General features: G+C 73.3%; 17 protein-coding genes and 3 pseudogenes. 11 read left to right on the top strand and 9 right to left on the bottom strand.

Features of this window, described 5'->3' with window-relative positions; genetic code table 11:
- The first annotated feature begins 107 nt into the window (after positions 1–107).
- On the top strand, positions 108–1,634 hold the full coding sequence (locus E6W39_RS00435) for an FAD-dependent monooxygenase (RefSeq protein WP_141631715.1): 1,527 nt from the start codon (positions 108–110) through the stop codon (positions 1,632–1,634).
- 39 nt (positions 1,635–1,673) lie between these two features.
- Here E6W39_RS00435 and E6W39_RS00430 read toward each other — a convergent pair whose 3' ends face one another.
- The 4 genes and pseudogenes from E6W39_RS00430 to pdxR form a co-directional block, all read right to left on the bottom strand.
- Entirely contained in the window at positions 1,674–2,573 is a 900-nt protein-coding gene (locus E6W39_RS00430) for a hypothetical protein (protein ID WP_141631714.1), read from the bottom strand.
- Positions 2,574–3,186: 613 nt separating this feature from the next.
- Positions 3,187–3,555: pseudogene (locus tag E6W39_RS00425) on the bottom strand (TetR-like C-terminal domain-containing protein); the annotation flags it as partial.
- Between the two features lie 43 nt (positions 3,556–3,598).
- On the bottom strand, positions 3,599–3,991 hold the full coding sequence (locus E6W39_RS00420; protein ID WP_141631713.1) for a DUF302 domain-containing protein: 393 nt from the start codon (positions 3,989–3,991) through the stop codon (positions 3,599–3,601).
- A gap of 135 nt (positions 3,992–4,126) precedes the next feature.
- A pseudogene (pdxR, locus tag E6W39_RS00415) lies at positions 4,127–5,556 on the bottom strand (MocR-like pyridoxine biosynthesis transcription factor PdxR).
- A 115-nt stretch (positions 5,557–5,671) separates the two neighbouring features.
- On the opposite strand from pdxR, the gene E6W39_RS00410 reads away from it, so the two are divergent.
- Positions 5,672–6,889, top strand: a complete 1,218-nt coding sequence (locus tag E6W39_RS00410) for an MFS transporter (protein WP_141631712.1) — start codon at positions 5,672–5,674, stop codon at positions 6,887–6,889.
- A 160-nt stretch (positions 6,890–7,049) separates the two neighbouring features.
- Here the strand turns inward: E6W39_RS00410 and E6W39_RS38880 are convergent, their stop codons facing one another.
- The 3 genes from E6W39_RS38880 to bla all read right to left on the bottom strand — a co-directional run bounded on the left by E6W39_RS38880 (position 7,050) and on the right by bla (position 9,522).
- Positions 7,050–7,409 (bottom strand): hypothetical protein, encoded by a 360-nt coding sequence (locus E6W39_RS38880; protein WP_181798998.1) that lies wholly within the window; start codon positions 7,407–7,409, stop codon positions 7,050–7,052.
- Between the two features lie 64 nt (positions 7,410–7,473).
- Positions 7,474–8,295: an inositol monophosphatase family protein gene (locus tag E6W39_RS00400; RefSeq protein WP_141631711.1), complete on the bottom strand. Its 822-nt coding sequence runs from the start codon at positions 8,293–8,295 to the stop codon at positions 7,474–7,476.
- A gap of 315 nt (positions 8,296–8,610) precedes the next feature.
- A complete protein-coding gene (bla, locus tag E6W39_RS00395) occupies positions 8,611–9,522 on the bottom strand; it encodes a class A beta-lactamase (protein ID WP_141631710.1) in 912 nt (303 codons plus the stop codon).
- A gap of 200 nt (positions 9,523–9,722) precedes the next feature.
- On the opposite strand from bla, the gene E6W39_RS00390 reads away from it, so the two are divergent.
- From E6W39_RS00390 to E6W39_RS00380, 3 genes are read left to right on the top strand one after another with little or no spacing between them, the layout of a single operon-like run.
- Positions 9,723–10,673 (top strand): LysR family transcriptional regulator, encoded by a 951-nt coding sequence (locus E6W39_RS00390; protein WP_141631709.1) that lies wholly within the window; start codon positions 9,723–9,725, stop codon positions 10,671–10,673.
- Positions 10,670–11,557, top strand: a complete 888-nt coding sequence (locus tag E6W39_RS00385; protein WP_141631708.1) for a serine hydrolase — start codon at positions 10,670–10,672, stop codon at positions 11,555–11,557. Before E6W39_RS00390 ends, E6W39_RS00385 begins: the two co-directional genes overlap by 4 nt.
- 45 nt (positions 11,558–11,602) lie before the next feature.
- A complete protein-coding gene (locus E6W39_RS00380; RefSeq protein WP_141631707.1) occupies positions 11,603–12,220 on the top strand; it encodes a hypothetical protein in 618 nt (205 codons plus the stop codon).
- On the opposite strand, the gene E6W39_RS00375 is transcribed toward E6W39_RS00380, so the two are convergent.
- On the bottom strand, positions 12,206–13,075 hold the full coding sequence (locus tag E6W39_RS00375) for a sirohydrochlorin chelatase (RefSeq protein ID WP_228717855.1): 870 nt from the start codon (positions 13,073–13,075) through the stop codon (positions 12,206–12,208). The two genes, E6W39_RS00380 and E6W39_RS00375, sit on opposite strands and share 15 nt — an antisense overlap.
- 5 nt (positions 13,076–13,080) lie before the next feature.
- Positions 13,081–14,199 carry a uroporphyrinogen-III synthase gene (locus E6W39_RS00370; RefSeq protein WP_141631706.1) on the bottom strand — a complete coding sequence of 373 codons (1,119 nt, stop codon included), beginning with the start codon at positions 14,197–14,199 and terminating at the stop codon, positions 13,081–13,083.
- A gap of 191 nt (positions 14,200–14,390) precedes the next feature.
- Here E6W39_RS00370 and E6W39_RS00365 point away from each other — a divergent pair, with 191 nt between their 5' ends.
- The 6 genes and pseudogenes from E6W39_RS00365 to E6W39_RS00340 all read left to right on the top strand — a co-directional run bounded on the left by E6W39_RS00365 (position 14,391) and on the right by E6W39_RS00340 (position 24,396).
- Positions 14,391–16,490 (top strand): molybdopterin oxidoreductase family protein, encoded by a 2,100-nt coding sequence (locus tag E6W39_RS00365; protein ID WP_141631705.1) that lies wholly within the window; start codon positions 14,391–14,393, stop codon positions 16,488–16,490.
- A gap of 1 nt (position 16,491) precedes the next feature.
- Positions 16,492–17,703, top strand: coding sequence for an NAD(P)/FAD-dependent oxidoreductase (locus E6W39_RS00360; RefSeq protein WP_141631704.1), 1,212 nt, complete (start codon positions 16,492–16,494; stop codon positions 17,701–17,703).
- Positions 17,700–20,297, top strand: a complete 2,598-nt coding sequence (gene nirB, locus E6W39_RS00355) for a nitrite reductase large subunit NirB (protein ID WP_141631703.1) — start codon at positions 17,700–17,702, stop codon at positions 20,295–20,297. Before E6W39_RS00360 ends, nirB begins: the two co-directional genes overlap by 4 nt.
- Complete coding sequence (gene nirD, locus E6W39_RS00350; RefSeq protein WP_141631702.1) at positions 20,294–20,680, top strand: nitrite reductase small subunit NirD; 387 nt, start codon at positions 20,294–20,296, stop codon at positions 20,678–20,680. Before nirB ends, nirD begins: the two co-directional genes overlap by 4 nt.
- A complete protein-coding gene (locus tag E6W39_RS00345) occupies positions 20,677–22,035 on the top strand; it encodes a nitrate/nitrite transporter (RefSeq protein WP_141631701.1) in 1,359 nt (452 codons plus the stop codon). The genes nirD and E6W39_RS00345 overlap by 4 nt, the downstream gene beginning before the upstream one ends.
- 31 nt (positions 22,036–22,066) lie before the next feature.
- Positions 22,067–24,396 (top strand): annotated as a pseudogene (locus E6W39_RS00340) (molybdopterin cofactor-binding domain-containing protein).
- Positions 24,397–24,407: the final 11 nt, after the last annotated feature.

Genomic DNA, 24,407 nt, shown 5'->3' with positions numbered 1-24,407 from the left:
GCACGATGGGCAACCCGGTTAAATGTATTACCGAGTTGCATTTTCTGCTCGGGGCAGGTTGGGTGGTTCCCACTGAGCCATCCGAACTTCCAAGGGGCAAAGGACAGATGACGACAGAACAAACCGCCGTGCTGATCGTGGGCGCCGGGCCTACCGGCCTCACTCTTGCCTGCGACCTGGCCCGCCACGGCGTCCCCGTGCGCCTGATCGACAGGCGCATCGCCTACCACCGGGAGTCCCGCGGCAAGACGCTGCAGCCGCGCAGCCTGGAGATCCTGGAGGACCTCGGCGTCGCCGAGCAGGTCGTGGCCGCGGGCACCGCACATCAGATCTACCGCAAGTACTTCGACGGCGCCTTCGTAAATGACACCGACCCCGTCGCCGACCAACGGCCCACCCCGGAGGCGCCGTTCGATAGCCCGGTCTTCCTCGGCCAGTGGCGGTTCGAGGAGATCCTTCGCGACCGCCTCGCCGCACACCGGGTGCACCCCGAACTCGGCGCCGAACTCGCCGGGTTCACTCAGGACGAGGACGGTGTGACCGCAACACTGGACGACGGCCGCCGGATCCGGGCCCGGTACCTGGTCGGTTGCGACGGCGGACGCAGCCTGGTGCGGCGCACCCTCGAGATCCCCTTCGAGGGCCGGACCGGGCCGGCCCAGACGATGGTCTGCGGCGATGTGGCCGCCGACGGTCTCGGCCGCGACCACTGGCACCAGTGGTTCACGGCCGACGGCGGCATCATGCTGTGGCCGATCCCGGGCACCGACCAGTTCCAGCTCCAGGCGACCCCGGAGTCGGACGAGCACGGCGGGCCGCTCCCGCCGTCGCTGGAAGGCTTCCAGCGCCTCTTCGACCGCTACGCCGGGATGCCCGGGGTCCGGCTGCGCGACGCCGACTGGCTCTCCACCTGGCGGGTCAACGTCCGGATGGCCGACCGCTTCCGAGCTGAGCGGGTCTTCCTGGCCGGCGACTCCGCCCATGTGCATCCGATCGCCGGCGGCCTCGGCATGAACACCGGCATCCAGGACGCCTACAACCTGGGCTGGAAGCTGGCGTTGGTGCTCATGGGTCAGGCCGGCAGCCGGCTGCTGGACAGCTATGACGAGGAGCGGATCCCGGTCGCGGCGTGGACCCTGGAGGTGACCAGTGAGCGGCTGGACCGGGCCATGCGCGCCGTGCGGCAGCCGGGCGCGGGCGTCGAGGCCGCCGCCGTGCCGACCCTGGGGCAGGGCTATCGCTGGAGCTCGCTCGCGACCGGGCGGGCAACCGCCGTGTTGCGTCCGGGAGATCGGGCCCCCGACGCACCCTGCGCCGCGCCGGACGGCAGTCGGGTGCGGCTGTTCGAGCTGTTCGCAGGGCCGCACTTCACGCTGCTCGGGTTCGGCGCGACCGCCGGGCGCGCACTGGCCGAGGTGACGGCGGCCCACGGCAACCTGGTGGTGGCGCATGCGGTGGGAGCGTCCGGGCAGGATGGTGGCTACGACATCGACGATGCCGGCGGGCACGCCCGGCGCGCCTATGGCATCGAGGAGGACGCGCTGGTGCTGGTCCGCCCGGACAACCACATCGCCCTGATCGCCGGTGGCAGGGACGGCGGCGCGGTGCGCGCCTGGTTCGACGGCCTGCGCTGAGGCCGCGTCAGATGCGCACCGCGCCGTTGGCCGGGAGGATCAGGGGGCCGCGGGCGGCTTGAAGTACCACGACCCGTAGTGCGGGTCGACCCCCTGGATGGACTCGTAAGGGTCGGTGAACGACGAGGCGACGCTGCCGTTGGCGCCGAGCCAGAGGTCCGTCATCCAGAGGCGGTTGTGGGTGACTCCCGGGTGCTGGAAGAGTTCCCAGGGGTCGATCGGCGCGTTGCCGGGGTCCTGGCCCTTGAACTCCTCCGCGGGCGGCTCGGGGATGAAACCGAGCGTGGCGGCGTCGTGGATACCGCGTTCGTGCACCAGCCAGTCGTCACGGGTCAGACAGGCCGGCCCGCGGTCCACCGGGTACTGGGCCAAGTTGTAGTCGGCGCTGTATGACCAGCCGGCCAGGTGGTACGGGAACGACGGATTGTGCGGGTCCGCGGGGTTGGTCGCCCTGGGGTCGGGCGCGTACCAGAGGGCGTCGGGCATGTTGTCCGGCAAGGCGGCGGGGGTTCCGGCCACCGGGATCAGGACGTTGGTGGCCGACATGGGGGACTTGGGGCGGATGATGGTGACGCCGAGGCCCTGCTGGCTCATGAAGCCGTGCACCAGACCGGTCCACCCCTTGGTGCCAAACTCGATCAGTTCGGGCCAATTGTTGATGGTCGTGGAGTTGCCGAGCCACCCCAGGACCCGGGCCCGGTCGGCGGCGAACGCGGCCTGCCGCTGGGCGGCGGTGCACGGGGCGCCGGTGGTGCCCGTCCTGCCCGCGGTGCTGCTGTCCGTGAGGGCCGGGCCGGTGGTGGCCTGCGCGGCTTGCCCCGCGAAGGGGACGGCGAGCGCGGCCGTCAGGGCGAGCACGGCAACGGTTCGTCGGCGGCGGTGGCCGCGGTGGCCCGGTACGCCGGGGCGGGGAGTGGGGTGCGGGCGGGGGTGGCGCATGCTGTCACCTGCTGGATATCACGGATGGTGACTATGAATCTACTATCCGTGTCGCCATCCCGGCGCGAGAGGGACGGCCATTGGGTGCGGCGCCGGGAGTCGCCCGGCGGCAATCGCCCACGGCTGGTCGGGGACCGTCGGCCGCTGTCGGCGGCTGTCCGAAAGTGGCCGGGGTCGGTTGTCGATCCCAGTCAGCCTTCAGGAATGTCGGCCGGGGCTGGCACGATGAGTGCGTGCGGCCGGATGGATGCGAGGGCCGCGGGTCGGAGTCCCCGGCCGGGAGCTCCACCGTTGGGAGCCGGGCACGGATGTGGTCCCGTGCCCGCCCCGGCGGTGGGTGGTCGATGCGCGGGTGCGTCCGGCCGGCCGCGCTGGTGGCGGGGTCGGGTAGGTGCGCCGGCGGCTCGTAAGTGTGTTCCCGATTGGATGTGACGGGGCGTCAGCCAGGTCGACTTCAGCCCGATCCGCGGCGACGGCCCGCCGGCCGACGGATTCAGCCAGGCCGCGTGAGCCAGCCAAAGGCCGGATGCCTGAGGCGGGACGGCATGCAGTACAGCACGTCACGGAGCCCTGGCGCCGCGTCAGAGGGCTGATCCCGGGAACCGGGTTGAGGTCACAGCAATCGGTCGACCAGTCCGTCGACGTAGTCCGGGGTGAGCGGGCCCATGCCGAACAAGACGCGGATATACATCGGGGCCAGGATGTGGTCGAGCACGCCGAACGCGTCGGGTGCGTGCTCGCCACGTTCGCGGGCGCGATCGAGCATGGACTGCAGCTGCCGGGTGCGTTCGGCGAGGAGGTCGTCACGCGCCTGCAGACCCTGCTGACCGTTGTTCGACAGGGCGACGGCCAGGCGCAGCAGCGCCAGACCGTCGGGTCCGGTGATCTCCCGGGCCACGTTGGCCGCGTAAGTGCGCAGGTCGCCGTCCAGGCTCCCGGTGTCGGGCATCGGCGACCGCGCGTTGAGGCGGGTGAGCGCCAGCGGGCTCGGGTGGGCTCTGGCGCGCTCGGGCCGGCCGGCGGCCTCAGGCCTTGAGTGCGGCGAGTGCGGCCCGCAGGCGGGTCGCGGCCTCGTCGGCGACCTCGCGCAGCTCGGCGCGCTCGGTGACCGTGACCATCAGCTGCGGGTCCATCGCCTCGACCAGGGTGCCGCCGTCGGTGGCCGCCCGGACCACGACGTTGCACGGCAGCAGCAGCCCGATCTGGCGCTCCGCCGACAGGGCGCGGTGGGCGAGCGGCGGGTTGCAGGCGCCGAGGATGAGGTAGTCCTCCATCTCCGCGCCGAGCTTGGCCTGCATGGTGGCGCGCACGTCGATCTCGGTGAGCACGCCGAAGCCCTGCTCGGCGAGGGCGGCGCGGACCCGGTCGACGGTCTGCTCGAACGGGGTGTCCAGGGTGATGGTGATGCCGTAGTCCATGGTTTCCTCCGAAGGCGCCGAGGGGGCGGGCGGTCAGCTCATCCGAAAAGATACCCCGGTGGGTATCCCTGCAGACAGGTTACACACGCGAAGGGGTTGGCTGCGAATACCCGTCAGGGTATGTGGCCTGGGGAATCAGCCGCCTAGCACCTGGGCCAGGGTTCGCAGTGTCGCGGGGTAGGCGCTCTCGGTCGGGGTGGCGTAGCCGATGATCACGCCCTGCGGGCGGTCGGCGGCGGGCTGGTGCCAGTGCTCGCCGAGGTAGCCGAGGCGGAGGCGGTGCGCGGTGGCACGCTCCAGGATCTCGCGCTCGGTGGGCCCGTCGGCGGGGAGCGGGACCAGCGCGTGCAGTCCGGCCGCGATGCCCGGGGTGGCGAGGGCCGGGCGGGACAGCGCGGCGAGGGTGTCGAGCAACTGTTCGCGGCGGCGCCGGTAGCGCTGCCGGCCGGCCCGGATGTGCTGGTCGTACCCGTGCCCGGTGATCAGCTCGGCGAGCGCCAACTGGCCGATGGTCTCGGTGTGGTGGTCGTTGTGGAGCTTGGCTTCCAGCACGGCGTCGACCAGCTGCGGCGGCAGCACCAGCCAGGCCAGGCGCAGGGCGGGCCCGAGGGTCTTGGAGGCGCTGCCGATGTAGGCCACCAGGTCCGGCGCCGCCCCCTGGAGGGCGCCCAGCGGCTGGCGGCCGCCCGGCGGTCGGGGGAGGAACTCGCCGTCGTAGTCGTCCTCCACCACCAGGGCACCGGTCGCGCGGGCCCAGTCGACGAGCAGTCGGCGCCTGGCCGGCTGGAGCGAGGCGCCGGTCGGGTACTGGTGGGCCGGCGTCACCACGACCGCGTCGGCGGCGGGCAGCCGATCGGTGCGGGCGCCGTGCTCGTCGACCGGGAGCGGGAGCACGGTGCCGCCGTGGCGGCGGACCACCTCGCGGTGGAACGCCAGACCCGGGTCCTCCATCGCCACCGCGGCCGCGCCCGCCCGGGCGAGCACCTGGACGAGCAGGGCCAGCGCCTGGACGTAGCCGGAGGTGACCACGATCTGCTCGGGCGTAGTGAGCACGCCCCGGGCCCGGCCCAGGTAGCCGGCGAGTGCGGTCCGCAGCTCGATCCGGCCGCGCGGGTCGCCGTAGCCGTACACCTCGGCGGGGGCGACGGTCAGGGCGCGGCGGGTCGCCCGCAGCCAGGCCGAGGTGGGGAACGACGCCGGATCGGGGCTGCCCGGCCGCAGATCGTAGAGCGGCGCCGGGGCGGCGGGCGCCGGCGCGGGTGTCGGCGCGGGTGCGGGAACCGCAGGCCGGGGAGCCGGGATCCGGGCGACCCTGGTGCCCGAACCGTGATGGGCCGTCAGATACCCCTCGGCGATCAGCTGATCGTATGCCGCGCGGATGGTGCCACGGGCCATCCCGAACTCGGTGGCCAGCCTTCGGGTGGCCGGCAGCCGCGCCTCGGGGCGAGCCTGCCGCTGCGGATCGCCTCGCGCAGCGCGTGCTCCAGCGCGGCGCGGCGGCCGAGCCCCGGGGGCAGCTCCAGATGCAGGTCGAGCCCGGAAGAAGTGGGCCAGTTGTCCGTCACGGAAGTGGATCTTATCCATGGCCCACTGGCCGCCTACCGTTCCTGACATGACGACTTCTCAGAGCGCCATCCCGGTGATCATCACCTGGAACCGGCTGGGTGCCACGGCCCGCCCGTGGCCGCTGTCATGACGGCGGTCCTGCCCAAGACCGCCGCCCCGGCCGAGCGGACCGGAGCACCGCGCTGGCTGGTGCGGCTGCTGGCGGTCGCCTGCGGGCTCACCGCCGCCAACCTCTACTACTGCCAGCCGCTGCTGCCCCGGATCGCGCATGCCTTCAAGGCGAGCCCGGCCTCGGCCGGCGCGCTGGTGACGACGACCCAACTCGGCTATGCCCTCGGGCTGGTGCTGCTGGTCCCGCTCGGTGACATCGCCCGGCGACGGCGGCTGGTCTGCCTGCTGCTGGGGGGCGAGGCGGCGGCGCTGCTGCTCAGTGCCGCCGCGCCCACCTTGTGGGTGCTGCTGCCGGCGGGGACGGCGGTCGGGCTGGGCGCCAGCGCGGTGCAGATCCTGATGCCGTACGCCGCCACCATCGCCGCCGAGCAGGAACGCGGCCGGGTGACGGCCACGCTGCTCAGCGGGCTGCTGCTAGGGGTCCTGCTGTCGCGCTCGGTCGCCGGGCTGCTCGGGGACGCGCTCGGCTGGCGGGCCGTCTTCCTGTGTGCCGCAGTGGCGACGTCGGCGCTGGCCGTGCTGCTCAGCCGGGTGCTGGTGGAGTCCGCGCCCGAGGTGGCGATCGGCTACCGAGCCCAGCTGAAGGCGACGTTCGCGCTGGCGGCAACCGAGCCGCTGCTCCGTCGCCGCTCGCTGATCGGTGCCTGCGTGTTCGGCGGGTTCGGGGTGTTCTGGGCCACGGTGGCCTTCCTGCTGACCGGTGCGCCCTACCACTTCGGCCAGAGCGGGATCGGTGCCTTCGCGCTGCTCGGTGCGGCCGGCGCGATCGCGTCCAAACTGGTCGGCCGAGCCGCCGACGCCGGGGCGCAGCGCTGGCTGACGGGTGCGCTGCTCGCCCTCGGGGCGGCGTCGTTCGGCGCGATCTGGCTGGGCGGGCAGAGCCTGGTGTGGCTGGTGGTCGGCGTGCTGGTGATGGACGCGGCGGTCCACGGCACCCATCTGCTGAACATGAGCGTGGTCTACGGCCTGGTCGACGCCGCCCGGTCGCGGATCGCCTCGGTGTACATGACCTCGTACTTCCTCGGCGGTGCCGCCGGGTCCGCCATCGGAACGACCGCCTACCGCCTCGGCGGCTGGCCGGGCGTCGCGGCGGCCGGGGCGGTGTTCATGGCGGTGGGGTTGCTGGCATGGGCCGGCGGGCTGCGCAGGGAGCGGGGATAGCGTCGAGCCCCGTACCCCGCTGGATGGACGGCTGTGGTGCGGGTGCGCGTCAGCCTGTGGGATAACACCTGTGGGCTGATGATCGGTCAGTGGCCGCTGCTTAGCATTGAGGACACGCGCCCCCAGCATCTCATCCCCGTGTGCTGGGGGCGCGTCTTGATCACCAGGCGTTCCGGCGGGGCCCGACCGACCGGATCCGCCGCCGGGGCAGGCCGACGTCCCGGCCCCGGCCGTCATCGGGGCGGGCGTTCCAGGAGACGTGCACGGCGGCCGCGACCTGCGCCCGGTGCCGAGCGAGCGCCGCCGATCCGCGCAGCGTCACCATCGGCTGTGACACCATCCGCCCACGGGCCAGCACGATGTGGGTGAACTTCAGGCTCCGGTCCCGCGCCCAACCGGCCAGTCGGCTCAGGTCGTTGGCAGCGCAGTCGACCGCGATGCGCGTCTCGAAGTCACCGACCGTGCCGTCGGCGACGGCCAATGGCACGGTCGGGGCAAGGACGACCGGGGTGGCCGGCATGGGAGTGATCACCGCAGGCCGGCAAGGCCCGGGCCACCGACTTCCGGCAGGCGCGAAGGGTAGGTCAGGGCAGGTCAGGGCGCTGTCGGTTGACCATGTCGAGCAGCGCCGCGTGGGTCTCCTGGTCGGCGGCGACGAGCAGGCCCCCCGCGCCGGTGTGCAGCGGCTGGCCGTGGATGCCGGTCACCACGCAGCCGGCGGACCGGCACAGGGCGATCCCGGCGGCGAAGTGCACGCTGTCGTCGAGGTGGCCGTCGGTGACGTAGGCGGCCCGGCGGCCGGCGGCGACCCAGGCCACCGCCAGCGTGGTGGAGACCACGCGCGGGCGGAACCGCTCCACGAAGGCCGGCTCGGTGAGCAGCCGGGCCGCGCGGAAGCCGGGGGCGTTGGGGAAGGGCGGGTCGAGGTTGAGGTCGACCAGCCGCGAGTCGGCCGAGGGGACCAGCGGCTCGTCCTGGTCGCCGGTGCGCAGCCAGGCCCGTTCGCCGTCGGTCCAGAAGACCTCGTCGGTGAACGGGTCGGCGGCAGCGGCCGCGGTGATGTCGGAGCCCGTCCGCAGGGCGACGTTCACCGCGACCAGCAGGTTGCGCACCGCGTAGTTCAGGGTGCCGCACAGCGGATCGACCAGCCACCGGCGCCGCGCGTCCGCACGGCCGAGCTGCCCGGCCTCCTCGCCGGTCACGGCGTCGTCGGGCCGGGCGGCGCGCAGCACATCGAGGATGGCCTGCTCCGCAGCCAGGTCCGCGGCCGTCGCGAAGTCCCCGGCCCCCTTGTCGAACCGGTCCAGCGAAGCCCCGAACATGTCGCGCACCACGGCCGCCCCGGCTCGTGCCGCGGCGCGGGCTGTCTCTGCGTCGGTTGCGGTGTTCGTGATCGTGATCGTCATGGTGGGAGCATAGGCGTCGGCTGGCCGGCTCACGGAGTGAAGGACTCCTGGTGAGCCGGGCGGCTGAACTGGGTTGCCGGGCTGGGCTGGTGGACCCCGGCCCGGAGCGCGCCCAGGCCTCCTCAGGCGCGGGCCGGCTCGGTCAGCGGGAGGGCGAGGTGGTTCCCGTGGGTGGGGACGGCGGACGGCACATCGGGGCGAGGCCGTCGAGTTGGCGGAGCCGGGCACCGGCACCGGGGAGGGCTGCGGCGTCCACGTCGTGGTGACACCGAGCATGCGGTGGCGAGACAGGGTGCCGGTTTGTGCGGCCTCGGGTCAGTGGAGTGCGTCGAGGGCGGCCTTGGTGGCCTGGGCGATCAGGGCGTCGTCCGACTTGGCGTCCGGCTTGCCACGGTCCGTCAGCACGGCGATGACGATGGGGGCGTGGCCGTCGTTCGGCCAGAGGATCCCGATGTCGTTGCGGGTGCCGTAGCCGCCGTTGCCGGTCTTGTCGCCGACCTTCCAGCCGGTGGGTACGCCCGCCCGGATGTACGGGCCGCCAGTGGTGTTGCCGACCAGCCAGTCGGTGAGCAGCTGCCGGTGGTCGCCGGCCAGGGTGCCGCCGAGGACGTACTGGCGCAGGTCGGTGGCCATCGCCCGGGGCGTGCTGGTGTCGCGGGTGTCGCCCGGGGTCGCCTCGTTGAGGGTCGGCTCGGTCCGGTCGACGTTGGTGGTCCGGTCGCCGAGGTCGCGCAGGGCCTGCTGCACGGCGGCCGGGCCGCCCAGCTCGGCGGTGACCAGGTTGGCGGCCGTGTTGTCGCTCTGCTCGATGGCGGCGGTGGCCAGATCGCGCAGCTTCATGCCGTCGGCCACGTGCTTCGAGGTGACCGGCGCCCACGACAGGACGTCCTCCTGGTGGTAGGTCACCACCTTGTCCAACTCGGCGTCGGAGGCGTGCCGCAGCAGGGTGCCGACGGAGAGCGACTTGATGGTGGAGGCGAAGGCGAACCGGTCGTCCGCGTGGTAGGCCACCTCGCGGTCGCTGCCGGTGTCGAGTGCGTACAGGCCCACGCGGGCGCCGAACTGCTGTTCGAGTTGGGCGAACGCCTCGGTGGACGGGGTGGGGCTGCCGGCGGCGGAGCCCGGTGCGGCCGGTGCGGCCGGGGTGGCGGCACTGCTCGCCGAGCAGCCGGCGAGCAGGGCCGCCGCGAGCAGGGCGGTGGCGGCCCTCGGGAACAGGGGCGTCATCAGCGGGTCTCCTCGACGGGTTGCCGAACCTCGGGTGCTCTGAGTCTCGGGCTACCGAGCGTCGCGTTGGCGAATCTCGGGTTGCCGAACCCCGGCCTGCCGAACCTCGGGTGTGACGTCAGCTAAACAGGTCGTGAGCGGACCAGTCCAAGACCTCGATCGTGACGGGAGTGATAGCCAATTGCCTATGATTGCTGCCCATGGACCTGCTGCGGCACCTCCGCTACTTCCGCGCCGTCGCTGAGGAGGGTCACGTCGGCCGGGCCGCGGAACGTCTGCGGATCGCCCAGCCCTCGCTCTCCCAGCGGATCCAGCGTCTGGAACGCGAGTTGGGCATCACGCTCTTCGACCGCGGTCCGCGCGGCGTCGCCCTCACCCCGGCAGGCCGGCTGCTGCTGGCCGACACCGAGGAAGTGCTGGAATCCACCGCCCGGCTCCTCGGCACCGCGTCCGACCTGCGCACCGGCCGAGCCGGCACCCTGCGCGCCGCCCTGCCGCCCGACCTCGGCCCGGCCGCGGTGGCCGCCCTGCTCACCCGGTTCCGGGCCGCCTCCCCGGGCACCCAGCTGGACGTGCGGGAGCTCCCGGTCACGGCGGTGGCCCGTGAACTCACCCAGCACACCGTGGACGTCGCGATAGTCCGCCACCCCTGCCCGGCCGTCGGGCTGGCCTTCGGGGCGGTGCTGCACCAGCCGGTCGGCGTGCTGCTCGCCGCCGACAGCCCCCAGGCGAACCGTGCGGAGCTGGCGCTGGCCGACCTGACCGGCCGACAGCTGGTGCTCTTCCCCCGCGCCACCGCCCCGGCGCTGTACGACGAGATGCTCACCACGCTGGCTCGGCACGGCTGCGCCCCGGCGGCCCTGGTCGACCAGCACCACGGGTCGGACGTCGCCCGCGCCCTGGTGCTCACCGGCACCGCCGTCGCCCTGGCGCCCCGGACCGCCCCGCCACCCGGTACCGTCTGGCGTCCACTGGTCGGAACCCCGCTGACCTGGCGCACCTCCACCGCCTGGCCGGCCGGCGCAGGCGGGCCGGCCGTCGGACTGTTCGCCGATGCGGCCCAGCAGGCCCTCACCGACCCCGGCGGCCTGCTGGCCGAGCCGCCCAACCGCCCGCTCTTCCCCCGGCCCGCCACGGAGTTCCCGCTGTGAGAAGCGATACCAGCAACGCCCACGCCCGCGCCCGGATCGCCGAGGCCTTCGCCGAGGCCGGAGTGACCGGCCTGCTGCACGCCCGCGACCTCGATACCGGTACCGAACTCGCCCACGGCGCGGACACCTTGGTGAGCACTGCCAGCGTCCACAAGCTCTGTGTGCTCACCACGCTGTTCCGCCAGGCTGCGGCGGGCCGGATCGACCTGACCCGCCGCCTCGACATCCCGGCCTTCGGTCGCACCGACGGCCCCACCGGGTTGGCCGCGATGCTGGACGCCGCCCGGCTCTCGCTGCGCGACCTCGCCTACCTGAGCATCGCCGTCAGCGACAACACCGCCGCCGACCTGCTCTGGGACGAGCTCGGCCTGGACGCCGTCAACGGCACCATGGCCGACCTGGGCCTGACCCGCACCGTCGCCGTGCACAAGATCCGCGACATGATCGCGGCGCTGCGCCAGGACACCGGCTCCGGCTCCCCGGTGGACCCGGCCGTCGTCGCCCGGCTGCGCGTCCTCGACCCCGCCTTCACCAACCGCAGCACCGCCCGCGAGATGACCGCACTTCTCGCCGCGATCTGGTACGACCAGGCCTGCCCGGGCGAACACGGCGCCGCGCTGCGCCGCCTGCTCGGCCTCCAGGTCTGGCCGCACCGGCTTGCTTCCGGCTTCCCGTTCGACGATGTGCGGGTGCACGGCAAGACCGGCACCCTGCCGACCCTGCGTCATGAGGTCGGCGTCATCGAGTATCCGGACGGCGGTCGCTACGCCGTGGCGGTCTTCACCCGCGCCACGGCCACCAGCATCACCCTCCCCGCCGCCGATGCCGTGATCGGCACCGCCGCCCGCCTCGCCGTCGATGCCCTGCGGGCTCCGGTGGGCTAGTTTTGCTTCCTCACGGCCGGAGTTGTGGAACGAAGGAGTGGGACAGTGGGCATATTCGGGCGACGCAAGAAGGAGGCGGCCGATCGGGTCGACGGGAGCGGCGACGCCGAGCTCCAGGCGATGCGCGACGCGGCCGCCCAGGCCTACACCGCGGGCGACTACCCGGTGGCGGTCCAATTGCTGCGCATCCTGATGGACGCCGGTGACACCGGGGTCGCGCCGCTGCTCGGGTCCGCGCTGGGGCTGATGGGCAACTCCGACGGTGCGGAGGAGGTGCTCCGCGAGTCGTCCGCCGACGGCGACTTCCGCGCCACCTATGCGCTGGTCGGGCTGCTGCAGCGGAAGCCGGGCGCGGCCCTTGGCACGGAGGAGCAGTGGGACCTGCTGGGCGTGGCCACCACCCACCTGCACAACGAGGTCCGGCCGCTGGTCGACGCCGGCCGGCTGGCCGAGGCGGAGGCGCTGCTGCGGATCGGCGCGGATGCCGGCGACCCGGTGGCGCAGGAGAGCCTGGCCAAGGTGCTGATGCAGCGCGACGGTTACAACCCCGAGGTGGCCGGCGAGGCCAAGGTCTGGCTGGAGCGGGCGATCGCTGCGGGCATGCGGGATGCGGCGGAGACCCTGGAAGCCGTCGAGGAGGTGCTGCGCTCAAACGGGCGCTGACGGAACGGGCGTTGCCACAAGGGGCGCTGACGGAACGGGTGGTGTCGCAAGGGCCGCTGATGCAACGGGCGCTGGCGCAAGAGCCGCTGACGGAACGGGCGTTGCCGCAATGGGTGCTGCTGGAAAGGGCACTGGGGTCGCTGACGCAAGGGCCGGTGACGCCAGCGCCTCCTGGTAGCGGAGCACGACCAGCCGGGCCAGCGCGTCATGGGCGCCCAGCGGCGCGGAGGTGAGGCAGGCGCCGGAGGCGGCCGCGCGGCGGGCGAAGAAGCCGGGGCCGAGCAGGTATTCGGCGACGGCGACCTGCCGGTGCCCGGCGGCCCGCAGCGCGGTGACCGCCTCGGCGGGGCTGGGCCCGGCGCCGCACAGGTTCGCCGGCACGACGGGCGGGCGGCCGGGCAGGTGCTCGCGCAGCAGGGCGGCCATCGCGGCCGTGTCGACGCCCGCGGCCGGGTCGGTGGAGCCGGCCGCCGCCAGCACCAGGGCCGACCGCGGTGCCCGTGGCCGCCAGCCGGCGGCGTACAGACGGTCCGTCAGCGCCGCCGCCAGCAGCGGGTGCGGCCCCAGCGGGCGGGCGATCCGGGCCTGGGGCCGGGGCTCCGCGGCTACGGCGGCGGGGATGTCGACCCGATGGTGGTAGCCGGTGCCCAGCAGCAGCGGCACCAGGACCACCGCGCCGCGCAGCCGGGCCAGCGCCTCGGGGAGCGCGGGGGAGGCCAGGTCCAGGTAGCAGCACTCGACGCGAAGGTCGGGTCGCAGGGCCCGGACCCGGGCCAGCAGCGCCTCGGTGGTCGCCACCCCGGCCGCCGCCCGGGTGCCGTGGGCGACGGCGAGCAGGGTCGGGCGGCCGGGCACGCCCGTCACCCCGTCGCCAGCCGGTAGCCGCGCTTGGGCACGGTGCGGATCAGGTCGCTGTGCCGTCCCAGCGACTGTCTCAGCCGGGCGATCGCGGCTTCCACCGCGTGCTCGTCGGCGTCCGAGTCCGCCCAGGCGCGGCGCAGCAGTTCGGGGCGGCTGAGCACCCAGCCGGGGTGCTCGGCAAGGGCGCGCAGCAGGGTGGCGCTCTTGGGCGAGAGCCAGTGGCTCTCGCCCGCCACCAGCAACGCGTTGCCCTGGAGCACCAGTTCGCGGCCGGCCACGGTCAGCACCTGCCGGCTCCGGGCGGGCAGGGCCTCGGTGAGGGTGCGCACCAGGGCACCGAGCCGCCCGCGTTCCGGCCAGATCACCGGGATGCCGGCCGCCACCAGCGGGCGGGCGCAGACCGGGCCGACGCAGACGGCCAGGGTCTCGCCGCGCAGCGCGTCCAGCACCGGCCCGTCCAGCCCGTCGGCTCTCGCCGTGGTGAGGAACGCGGTGATCGCGGGCGCGCTGGTGAAGGTCATCGCGTGGATCTCGCGGCGGGCGGTCTGCTCGACCAGCCGCCGCACCGGCCCCGCGTCGTCCGGTGGCGCCCAGCGGTAGACCGGCACCGAGATCACCTCGGCGCCGCGTTCCCGCAGGGCGGCGGCGAAGTCGTCGAGCGGGATGCCGTGCTCCTGCACCGCGATCCGGCGGCCGGCCAGTGGGCGGGCGAGCAGCCAGGTCAGCAGTTCGTCGGTGGCCTCGGTGCCCGGCGACCAGGCCTCGTCCAGGCCGCTGGCCCGCACCGCGCCGGTCGCCTTCGGGCCGCGGGTCAGCACCAGTGCGTCTCGGCAGGCGGCGGCCAGTTCGGCGCCCCGGCCCCAGCCGTCGGCGGCGCTCATCCAGCCGCGCCAGCCCAGGCCGGTGGTGGCCACCACATAGTCCAGCGGCGCCCGCAGGCACTGCTCGGTGGCCTGGCGCAGCGCCAGGTCGTCCTCCAGCGGCAGGATGCGCAGCGTCGGCGCCTCGATGACGCGCGCGCCGCGCCGGGTGAGCAGCGCGACCAGTTCGTCGCGGCGCCGTGCGGCGGTGACGCCGACGGTGAAGCCGGTCAGCGGCGGATGTTCTGTGGTGCCCATGGACGCAGGTTCGAGGGCTCCTGTTACCGGGAGGTTGCCTGGTGATCAAACCGACGTTAGCGAAACGCCTTCTCGTGTTACGACGGATGTCGGCCGGCCCACCCCGTCCCGGTCACGGCGTGAGCAAGGTGTGCCGTGGGCGCAACACTCGGGACAAGGCCGTGTAACGCCCACCCGTCAGATTCGTCGCCATGACCACCACCACCCCGGCCGCGACGGCGACGCACTGCCCGTACTGCTCACTGCAGTGCGGCATGCTGCTCGCTCCGACGGCGATCGGCAGTGCGGTGCCGGTGCAAGTGCGTGAGCGCGCCGACTTCCCCGTCAACCGCGGTGCGCTGTGCGGCAAGGGCCAGAACGCTGCTGCGCTGCTGGCCCCCGGCGTCCGCCTCAGTACGCCGCTGGTGCGCACCGGCGGGGGCGAACTGCGCGCTGCCACTTGGGCCGAGGTGCTGGACCGGGTGGCGGCGGGCCTCGCCGCGATCCGGGCCGAGCACGGCGCGGACGCGGTGGGGGTGTTCGGCGGCGGCGGGCTGACCAATGAAAAGGCCTACCAGCTCGGCAAGTTCGCCCGGGTCGCGCTCGGCACGGCGACCATCGACTACAACGGCCGGTTCTGCATGTCCTCGGCGGCCGCTGCTGGCCGGCTCGCCTTCGGCCTGGACCGCGGCCTGCCGTTCCCGCTCGCGGACATCCCGCACACCGAGTGCCTGATCCTGGTCGGCGCCAACCCGGCCGAGACCATGCCGCCGGCGCTGCGCTACTTCCGCGAACTGCGCGAGAACGGCGGCACCTTGATCGTGGTGGACCCGCGCCGCACCCGCACCGCCGAGCAGGCCGATCTGCACCTGCAGCCCGTGCCGGGCACCGATCTGGCGCTGGCGCTGGGCCTGTTGCACCTCTTGATCGCCGACCAGACGGTGGACGCCGACTTCGTCGCCGAGCGCACCACCGGCTTCGAGTCGGCCCGGGCGGCCGCCATGGCCCACTGGCCCGAGCGGGTGGAGTCCGTCACCGGGGTTCCGGTGAGCCAACTGCGCGAGGCAGCACGACACTTCGGGCGAGCCCGAACCGGCATGGTGCTGACCGCCCGCGGCCCCGAGCAGCAGAGCAAGGGAACCGACACGGTGGGCGCCTGGATCAACCTCTGCCTGGCGGCCGGCAAGGCGGGACGCCCGTACTCCGGCTACGGCTGCCTCACCGGCCAGGGCAACGGCCAGGGCGGACGCGAGCACGGCCAGAAGGCCGACCAACTGCCCGGCTACCGCTCCATCGAGGACCCGGCCGCCCGCGCCCACGTCGCCGCGGTGTGGGGCGTCGACCCGGACACCCTGCCCCGCAGCGGCCGATCCGCCTACGAGCTGCTGGACAGCCTGGGCCGCCCCGGCCCGGACGGCGTGCGGGCGCTGCTGGTGATGGGCTCCAACCCGGTCGTCTCGGCCCCGCGTGCGGCCCACATCACCGCGCGGCTGCGGGAGTTGGAGCTGCTGGTGGTCTGTGACGCGGTGCTCTCCGAGACCGCCCAGCTCGCGGACGTGGTGCTGCCCAGCACCCAATGGGCGGAGGAGACCGGGACCATGACCAATCTGGAGGGCCGGGTGATCCTGCGCCGGCAGGCCGTGGCACCGCCGCCCGGGGTGCGGAGCGACCTGTGGATCATGCGGGCGCTGGCCGAACGGCTGGACTCCCAGGCCGAGTTCGACGACGACCCGGAGACCGTCTTCGCCGAGCTTCGGCGCGCCTCGGCCGGCGGGCAGGCGGACTACGCCGGGCTCGACTACCAGCGGCTGCGAGCCGAGGACGGCGTCTTCTGGCCCTGCCCCGCCGAAGACCACCCGGGCACCCCACGGCTGTTCCTCGACCGGTTCGCCACCCCGGACGGCCGGGCCCGGTTCGCCCCCGTCACCCACCGCCCGGCAGCCGAGCAGCCGGACCAGGAGTACCCGCTGTACCTGACCACGGGCCGGGTGCTCGCCCAGTACCAGAGCGGCGCGCAGACCCGGCGGGTCGCCGAGCTCACCGCCGCCGCGCCGGGCCCGTTCGTCGAGCTGCACCCGCGGCTCGCGGCCCGGCTCGAAGTCACGGACGGCGAGCCGCTGGCGGTCGTCTCGCGCCGCGGCCGCGCCGTCGCCCCGGCCCGGATCACCGACGCGATCCGGCCGGACACCGTCTTCATGCCCTTCCACTGGTCGGGCGCGGGCCGGGCCAACACGCTGACCAACCCGGCGCTGGACCCGACCTCGAAGATGCCCGAGTTCAAGGTCTGCGCGGTGCGGGTGGAGAAGGTCTGACATGACACGAGAACCCCGGATCGCCGTCATCGGCGCGGGCATGGCGGCCGCGAGATTCGCCGAGCGGTACCACGCGCTCGGCGGCACCGCGCGGGTCACCCTGTACGGCGCCGAGCCCCGGGCTCCCTACAACCGGGTGCTGCTCGCCGACGTGCTCACCGGCCGCTACGACGCCGACGCCATCAGCCTGCCGTTCGGCCGCGCCGAGCTGCGACCGGGCGCCGAGGCGGTCGGCCTCGACCCCGCCGCCCGCCTGCTCACCCTCGCCGACGGCAGCACCGAGCCCTGGGACAAACTGGTCCTCGCCACCGGCGCCAACCCGGTGCTGCCGCCGATCCGCGGCCTGCGCCGCCCCGACGGCACCGGCCTGCGCGACGGCGTGCACGCCCTGCGCACCCTCGCCGACTGCGCCCGGCTCACCGAGGACGCCACCCAGGCCCAGCGGGCCGTCGTCATCGGTGGCGGAGTGCTCGGCGTCAGCACCGCACGAGCCCTGGCCGCACTCGGCCTCGCCGTCGAAATCGTCCACCAGGGACCATATCTGATCGAGCGTCAACTCGACGCCCAGGCCGCAGCGGCGCTGCGCGGCGCGCTGCGCGCCCTCGGCGTCGAGACCTACCCCGGCAACCGGGCCCGGGCCGTCACCGCGGCCGGCGAGGTCGAACTGGCCAACGGCTACCGGCTCGACACCGACCTGATCGTCCTCGCCTGCGGTGTGCGGCCGCGCACCGCGCTCGCCCACGCGGCGGGCCTGGCCGTCGGCACCGGCATCGTCGTCGACGACACCCTCGCCACCTCCGCCCCGCACGTCCACGCGATCGGCGACTGCGCCCAGCACCGCGGCACCGTCCACGGACTGGCAGGCCCCGCCTGGGAACAGGCCGACGTCCTCGCCGCCCGGCTCTCCGGCGCCGACCCCGAGGCCCGCTACACCGGCTCCCGGCCGCTGGCCCGGCTCAGCGCCGGCCCGATCGAGTACGCGGCCTTCGGCGACGTCCAGCCCGACGAGCAGCCGGAGTTGGACGTGCTGCGCCTGACCGATGCCACCCGCGGCAGCTACAAGAAGCTGGTGCTGCGCGGCGACCGCCTGGTCGGCGCGATCCTGCTCGGCGACCTGGCCACCGTCGGCGACCTCGCCCGCGCCCTGGAGCGCGACGACCCCCTCCCGGACCACCCCCTGCACCTGCTCACCACCCTTGGAGCCGCCCGATGACGACGGAACACCGCCCGCGCGACCTGGTCCTGGTCGGCCACGGCATGGTCGGCCAGCGCTTCCTGGAGGCCTTCGTCGAGCAGCCCGGCGCAGCCGGCTGGCGGATCACCGTGCTCGCCGAGGAGCCCCGCGCCGCCTACGACCGGGTCCACCTCACCTCCTGGTTCTCCGGCACCAGCGCCGAAGAGCTGTCGCTCACCCCGGCCGGCTTCCTCGCCGAGCACGGCATCGACCTGCGCCTCGCCGACCCCGCCGTGGCGATCGACCGCGCCGCCCGCACCGTCGGCTGCGCCTCCGGCACGGTGCTGCACTACGACGCGCTGGTGCTGGCCACCGGCTCCTACCCGTTCGTGCCACCCGTCCCCGGCCATGACGCGGCCGGCTGCCACGTCTACCGCACCATCGAGGACCTGGAGCGGATCCGCGCCGAGGCCCAGAGCGACGGCACCACGATCGGCGTGGTGGTCGGCGGTGGCCTGCTCGGCCTGGAAGCCGCCGGCGCGCTCACCGCACTCGGCCTCCAGACCCATGTGGTCGAGTTCGCGCCGCGCCTGATGGCCATCCAGATCGACGAGGGCGGCGGGCAGCTGCTGCGCCGCAAGATCGAAGACCTCGGCGTCAACGTCCACACCGGCGCCGGCACCCAGGCGATCCTCACCGGCGAGGACGGCCGGGTCCGCGCGATGGGCCTGTCCGACGGCCGCGAACTCCCCGCCGACCTGGTGGTCTTCTCCGCCGGCGTACGGCCCCGCGACCAACTGGCCCGCGACTGCGACCTGCCGGTGGGCGAGCGCGGCGGCATCGTGGTCGACGAGCGCTGCCGCACCCGCGACCCGCACGTCTACGCCATCGGCGAATGCGCCCTGGCCGTGGACGGCAAGGTCTACGGCCTGGTCGCCCCCGGCTACGCGATGGCCGAGACCGCCGCCCGCTCGCTGGCCGGCGAACTGCGCGACGAGCACCACTTCACCGGCGCCGACACCTCCACCAAGCTCAAGCTGCTCGGCGTCGACGTCGCCAGCTTCGGTGACGCCCACGGCGCCACCGAAGGCGCCGTCGACGTGCTCTACAGCGACAGCCGGTCCGGCGTCTACAAGAAGCTGGTCATCGGCGGCGACGGGCAGCTGCTCGGCGGTGTGCTGGTCGGCGACACCGAGTCCTACGGCCTGCTGCGGCCCCTCGCCATCGGCGGCAAGCCGCTCACCACCGCGCCCGGGCACCTGGTGCTGCCGGCCGGGCTGGCCCCGGCGAGCGGGCCGGTCGCGCTGCCGGACGAGGCGATCGTCTGCTCCTGCCACAACGTCACCAAGGGCGAGATCCGCGCGGCCGTCGCCGAACAGGGCTGCGCCACCGTGCCCGAGGTCAAGAAGTGCACCAAGGCCGGGACCGGCTGCGGCAGTTGCGTCAAACTGCTCGGCGCCATCGTCGCCGACGAGCTGGCGGCCGGCGGCGTCACCGTCGACAACAGCCTGTGCGAGCACTTCGGGCAGACCCGCAGCGAGCTCTACGAGATCGTCCGAGTGGCCGGCATCACCGGCTTCTCCGAGCTGCTGGACCGCTACGGGCGCGGCGGCGAGGGCTGCGACCTGTGCAAGCCGGCCGTCGCCTCGATCCTCGCCGGCCTGGCAGGAGGCCACATCCTGGACGGCGAGCAGGGCGCGCTGCAGGACACCAACGACCACTTCCTGGCCAACCTGCAACGCAACGGCTCCTATTCGGTGGTGCCGCGGATCCCCGGCGGCGAGATCACCCCGCAGGGGCTGATCACCATCGGCGAGATCGCCCGCGACCACGGCCTCTACACGAAGATCACCGGAGGCCAGCGGATCGACCTGTTCGGCGCCACCGTCGACCAACTCCCGCGGATCTGGCGGCGCCTGGTCGACGCCGGCTTCGAATCCGGCCACGCCTACGGCAAGTCGCTGCGCACCGTGAAGTCCTGCGTGGGCCAGACCTGGTGCCGCTACGGCGTGCAGGACTCGGTCGGCCTCGCCATCGAACTGGAGCTGCGCTACCGGGGACTGCGCTCCCCGCACAAGCTCAAGGCCGCCGTCTCCGGCTGCGCCCGCGAGTGCGCCGAAGCCCAGGGCAAGGACTTCGGCGTCATCGCCACCTCTGCGGGCTGGAACCTCTACGTCGGCGGCAACGGCGGCATGACGCCCCGTCACGCCGACCTGCTGGCAGCCGACTTGGACAAGGAGACGCTGCTGCGGACCATCGACCGGTTCCTGATGTTCTACATCCGCACCGCCGACCGGCTGGAGCGCACCTCGGTCTGGCTGGAGCGGATCGAGGGCGGCCTGGACCACGTCCGGCAGGTGGTGCTGGAGGACTCGCTCGGCATCTGCGGCGAACTTGATTCTCTGATTGACCGTCACATCGCCTGCTACCAGGACGAATGGGCCGCAGTGCTGGCCGACCCGGACCGGCTGCGCCGCTTCACCTCCTTCGTCAACGCCCCCGGCGCGCCCGACCCGACGGTGACCTTCGTCCCCGAGCGCGACCAGATCCGCCCCGCCCGCCCCGACGAGGACGGGCGCGTCCTCACCCCGGCACTGATCGCCGGCCCCCACCTGGAGGTGCACAGCGCATGACCGAAACAACGGGTATGACCGACACCGGTACCGTGGAGATCCTGGACGGCCGGGAGTGGACCCGGATCTGCGACTACGAGCAGCTGACCCCCGGCCGCGGCGTCGCCGCACTGAGCGCCGAAGGACAGCAGGTCGCCGTCTTCCGGGACCGCTCGGGCGCGGTGTACGCGGTGGACAACCGCGACCCGTTCAGCGGCGCCTACGTCCTCTCGCGCGGCATCCTCGGCAGCCGCGCCGGAGTGCCGACCGTCTCCTCCCCGATGTACAAGCAGGTCTTCGACCTGCGGGACGGGCGCTGCCTGGACGAGGAGACCGCCCCCGACGGCCGGCCCGCGGTGCTCCGGGTCTGGCCGGTGCGGATCGCCCAGGGGAGCGCATCATGAGCACAGCGGTCAAGGACCCGGCCCGGACCCGGGCGATCACCGACTGGAGACCGGAGGACGACGACTTCTGGGCCGAGGGCGGGGCCACGGTGGCCCGGCGCAACCTGCTCTTCTCGGTGCTGTCCGAGCACATCGGCTTCTCGGTGTGGAGCCTCTGGTCGGTGCTGGTGCTCTTCCTCGGCCCGGCCTACCACATCGACCCGGCCGGCAAGTTCACCCTCACCGCCCTGCCCACCGCCCTCGGCGCGCTGCTGCGGCTGCCCTACGGCTACGCGGTGGCCCGGTTCGGCGGCCGCAACTGGACCGTCGTCAGCACCCTGCTGCTCCTGGTGCCGACCGCGCTGGCCGCCCTGGTGCTGCGGCCCGGCGTCTCCTACGGCACCCTGCTCGCGGTCGCCTGCGTCGCGGGCGTCGGCGGCGGCAACTTCGCCTCCTCGATGGCCAACATCAACGCCTTCTACCCGCAGCGGCTCAAGGGCTGGGCGCTGGGCATCAACGCCGGCGGCGGCAACCTCGGCGTGCCGGTCGTGCAACTGGTCGGCCTGGCCGTGCTCGCCACGGCCGGCGCCGCCCACCCCAGGCTGGTCCCGCTGGTCTACCTCCCGCTGATCGTGCTGGCGGCGCTCGGCGCGGCCCTGAAGATGGACAACAACCCCGCGCTGAAGAACGACCGGCGCGCGCTGCACGAGGTGCTGAAGGAACCGCACAGCTGGGTGGTGTCAGTGCTCTACATCGGCACCTTCGGCAGCTTCATCGGGTTCGGCTTCGCCTTCGGGCAGGTGCTCCAGGTGCAGTTCCACCACACCTTCGACACCCCGGTGAAGGCCGCCTACCTCACCTTCCTCGGCCCCCTGCTGGGCTCGCTCTGCAGGCCGGTCGGCGGGCGGCTCGCCGACCGCCACGGCGGCGCCGGAATCGCCCTGGGCGCCTTCCTGCTGATGGCCGTCGGCACCGGCATCGTGTTCGCCGCCTCCCGGGCCGACTCGCTGCCGCTGTTCCTGACCGGCTTCACCGCCCTCTTCGTGCTGAGCGGCATCGGCAACGGCGCCACCTACAAGATGATTCCGGCCGTCTTCCAGGCCCGGGCCCGCGCGGCGGTCGAGGCCGGCGCCGACCCGACCACCGCCGAGCACGACTCCCGCCGCCGCGCCACCGCGCTGATCGGACTGGCAGGCGCCATCGGCGCGTTCGGCGGAGTGCTGGTCAACCTGGCCTTCCGGCAGTCCTTCCTGGCCGGTGGCAACGGCGACGCCGCCTACCTGGCCTTCCTGGCCGCCTACGCGCTCTGCTCGGTGCTGACCTGGGCGGTGTACCTGCGGCCCGGCGCGGGAAAGATCGCACCCGGTACCATCTGACGGCCCGTCCGGTTCGTCGAGAGGTCAGTGGATGGTTACCCAGAGCCCGCAACAGCCTTCCCCATCCGAGGGGGAGGGGATCGGGCGGCGCCGCTTCCTCGGCTTCGTGCTGGCGGGCGCGACGCTGACCGTGGCCGCTCAGCTGGGCGAGACCGCGGCCGCGCCGAAGGCCGCCGCCGCGGTGCCCAGCCTGCCGGAGCCGGCCGAACTCTACGACCTCAACGACATGTTGACCGATGCCACGCTGCTGACGGCCAACCTGATCACCATCACCATGAACCCGGACGGCACCGCCTCCTTCGCCCTGCCGCGCGCCGAGGTGGGGCAGGGGGTGACCACCTCCACCGCCATGCTGATCGCGGAGGAGCTGGACCTGCCGCTGGACAAGGTGCAGGTCACCCTGGCCGACGCCCGACCGGAGCTGATCTTCAACCAGTTCACCGGCGCCTCCAACAGCACGATCTCCACCTACACCCCGGTGCGGGTCGCCGCCGCCACGGCCAAGCAGCGGCTGCTGGAGGCGGCCGCGGCGGAGCTGGGCGCCCCGCTCTCCGCGCTCTCCGCCCTCCAGGGCGTGATCACCGCCCCCGACGGCCGCTCCCTCAGCTACGCCGAACTCGCGGTCAAGGCCGCCAGTCTGACGAACCTTCAGATCTCGGTGACCCTCAAGGCCGCGTCCGCGTTCAAGGTCATCGGCACACCGCAGAACCGGATCGACGCCCTGGACGCGGTGACCGGCCGCAAGCAGTTCGCGATGGACGTCAAGGCGGCGGGCGCGATGCCCGCGATGATCTGCCGGCCGCCGACGATCAACGGCACGGTGGTCTCCGTGCAGAACCTGGCGGCGGTGCAGGCCATGCCGGGCATCACGGACGTCGCCGTGGTCTCCACGGGCGTGGCCGTGCGCGGGCGCACCTTCGGGCAGTGCATCGACGCGGTGCGGGCGCTGCAGGTCACTTGGGGCCCGGGGAGCGAGGACCACGCCACCGACGCCACGGTGCTGGCCGAACTCCGCGCGGCCGAGAACCCGTTGGTCACCCCGCCGCTGCCGCTGCTCACCGAGGCGATCGACGCCCGCTTCACCTTCCACTTCGCCAGCAACAGCCCGCTGGAGACCAACTGCGCCGTCGCCGACGTCCGTTCGGACCGCGCCGAGATCTGGGCCAGCGTCAAGGCACCGATCACGGCGCAGGAGGAGATCGCGCTCAAGCTGGGCCTGCCGGTGACCGCCGTGACCGTCCACTGCACCCAGGGCGGCGGCTCCTTCGGCCGGAAGCTGTTCCACGACGCCGCGTTGGAAGCCGCCGAGGTCTCCCAGAAGCTGGGCAAGCCGGTGCGGCTGATGTGGCACCGCACCGACGACTTCCGCCATGGCCGGGTCCACCCGATGTCCACCTCCCGGGTGCGGGCCACCTACACGCTCGGCCAGGTGCTCACCATGGACCAGCGGCACACCTCGGTGGCAACCGAGTTCGGGCACGGCCTCGGCGAGATCATCACCTCGCTGGCCGCCAAGCTGCCGGTCGGCGGACTCGCCTTCTCCGAGACCATCTTCACCCTCACCCAGCAGACCCCGTACAACTTCGGCCTCACCACCCAGCTGCTGACCGAGATCGACAACGGCTTCCACACCGGCAGCATGCGCAACATCTACTCGCCCAACGTCCGCTGCGCCCAAGAGCTGATCGTCGACCAACTGGCCGCCGCGATGGGGCAGGACGCCTACAAGTTCCGCCGCGACTTCCTGAAGGACCAGCGGGCCGTCGCGGTCCTCGACAAGGTCGCCCAGGTCGGCAACTGGGGCCGCGCGATGGCCCGGGCACGGCTCAGGGCATCGCGATCCACCCCGAGTACCACGGGTTCGTCGCCGTGCTGGCCGAGATCGACTGCACCCCGGCCACCGTCAACCGGCAGATCCCCGACGCCGTCACCGGCCCGCGCGTCACCAAGGTGGTGTGCGCGGTCGACGTCGGCCTGGCCGTCAACCCCAAGGGCCTGGAAGCCCAGATGATGGGCGGCATCATGGACGGCATCGCGATCACCCTCACATCCAGCCTGCACCTGCAGAACGGGGTGTTCCAGGAAGGCAGTTGGGACAACTACTTCTACACCCGGCAGTGGAACACCCCGACCGAGCTGGACATCATCGTGATGCCGCCGACCACCGGAACCCCGGGCGGAGCAGGGGAGTTGGCGGTCGCCGGTGCGATGGCGGCGGTGGCCTGCGCCTACGGGCGGGCGACCGGGACCATGCCGACCACCTTCCCGATCAACCATGACGCGCCGCTCGCGTTCACGCCGCTGCCGACCGTCCCGCCGATCCCGCAGTCGCCCACCGACGGCCTGAGCCGCGCGTACTAGGAGCCCACCCC

The sequence above is a fragment of the Kitasatospora acidiphila genome (assembly GCF_006636205.1).
In the GTDB taxonomy this organism is placed as follows: domain Bacteria; phylum Actinomycetota; class Actinomycetes; order Streptomycetales; family Streptomycetaceae; genus Kitasatospora; species Kitasatospora acidiphila.
Note: the sequence above shows the minus strand (reverse complement) of the source record. Positions and strands in the feature narration are given on the sequence as shown.

What these genes read in the sequence shown, in the direction of transcription:
- nirD (WP_141631702.1), top strand. Translation starts at nt 20,294, where the DNA reads ATGACCGAAACAACGGGTATGACCGACACCGGTACCGTGGAGATCCTG.
- E6W39_RS00365 (WP_141631705.1), top strand. Translation starts at nt 14,391, where the DNA reads ATGACCACCACCACCCCGGCCGCGACGGCGACGCACTGCCCGTACTGC.
- E6W39_RS00360 (WP_141631704.1), top strand. Translation starts at nt 16,492, where the DNA reads ATGACACGAGAACCCCGGATCGCCGTCATCGGCGCGGGCATGGCGGCC.
- E6W39_RS00400 (WP_141631711.1), bottom strand. Translation starts at nt 8,295, where the DNA reads ATGACGATCACGATCACGAACACCGCAACCGACGCAGAGACAGCCCGC.
- bla (WP_141631710.1), bottom strand. Translation starts at nt 9,522, where the DNA reads ATGACGCCCCTGTTCCCGAGGGCCGCCACCGCCCTGCTCGCGGCGGCC.
- E6W39_RS00430 (WP_141631714.1), bottom strand. Translation starts at nt 2,573, where the DNA reads ATGCGCCACCCCCGCCCGCACCCCACTCCCCGCCCCGGCGTACCGGGC.
- E6W39_RS00345 (WP_141631701.1), top strand. Translation starts at nt 20,677, where the DNA reads ATGAGCACAGCGGTCAAGGACCCGGCCCGGACCCGGGCGATCACCGAC.
- E6W39_RS38880 (WP_181798998.1), bottom strand. Translation starts at nt 7,409, where the DNA reads ATGCCGGCCACCCCGGTCGTCCTTGCCCCGACCGTGCCATTGGCCGTC.
- nirB (WP_141631703.1), top strand. Translation starts at nt 17,700, where the DNA reads ATGACGACGGAACACCGCCCGCGCGACCTGGTCCTGGTCGGCCACGGC.
- E6W39_RS00420 (WP_141631713.1), bottom strand. Translation starts at nt 3,991, where the DNA reads ATGGACTACGGCATCACCATCACCCTGGACACCCCGTTCGAGCAGACC.
- E6W39_RS00390 (WP_141631709.1), top strand. Translation starts at nt 9,723, where the DNA reads ATGGACCTGCTGCGGCACCTCCGCTACTTCCGCGCCGTCGCTGAGGAG.
- E6W39_RS00435 (WP_141631715.1), top strand. Translation starts at nt 108, where the DNA reads ATGACGACAGAACAAACCGCCGTGCTGATCGTGGGCGCCGGGCCTACC.
- E6W39_RS00370 (WP_141631706.1), bottom strand. Translation starts at nt 14,199, where the DNA reads ATGGGCACCACAGAACATCCGCCGCTGACCGGCTTCACCGTCGGCGTC.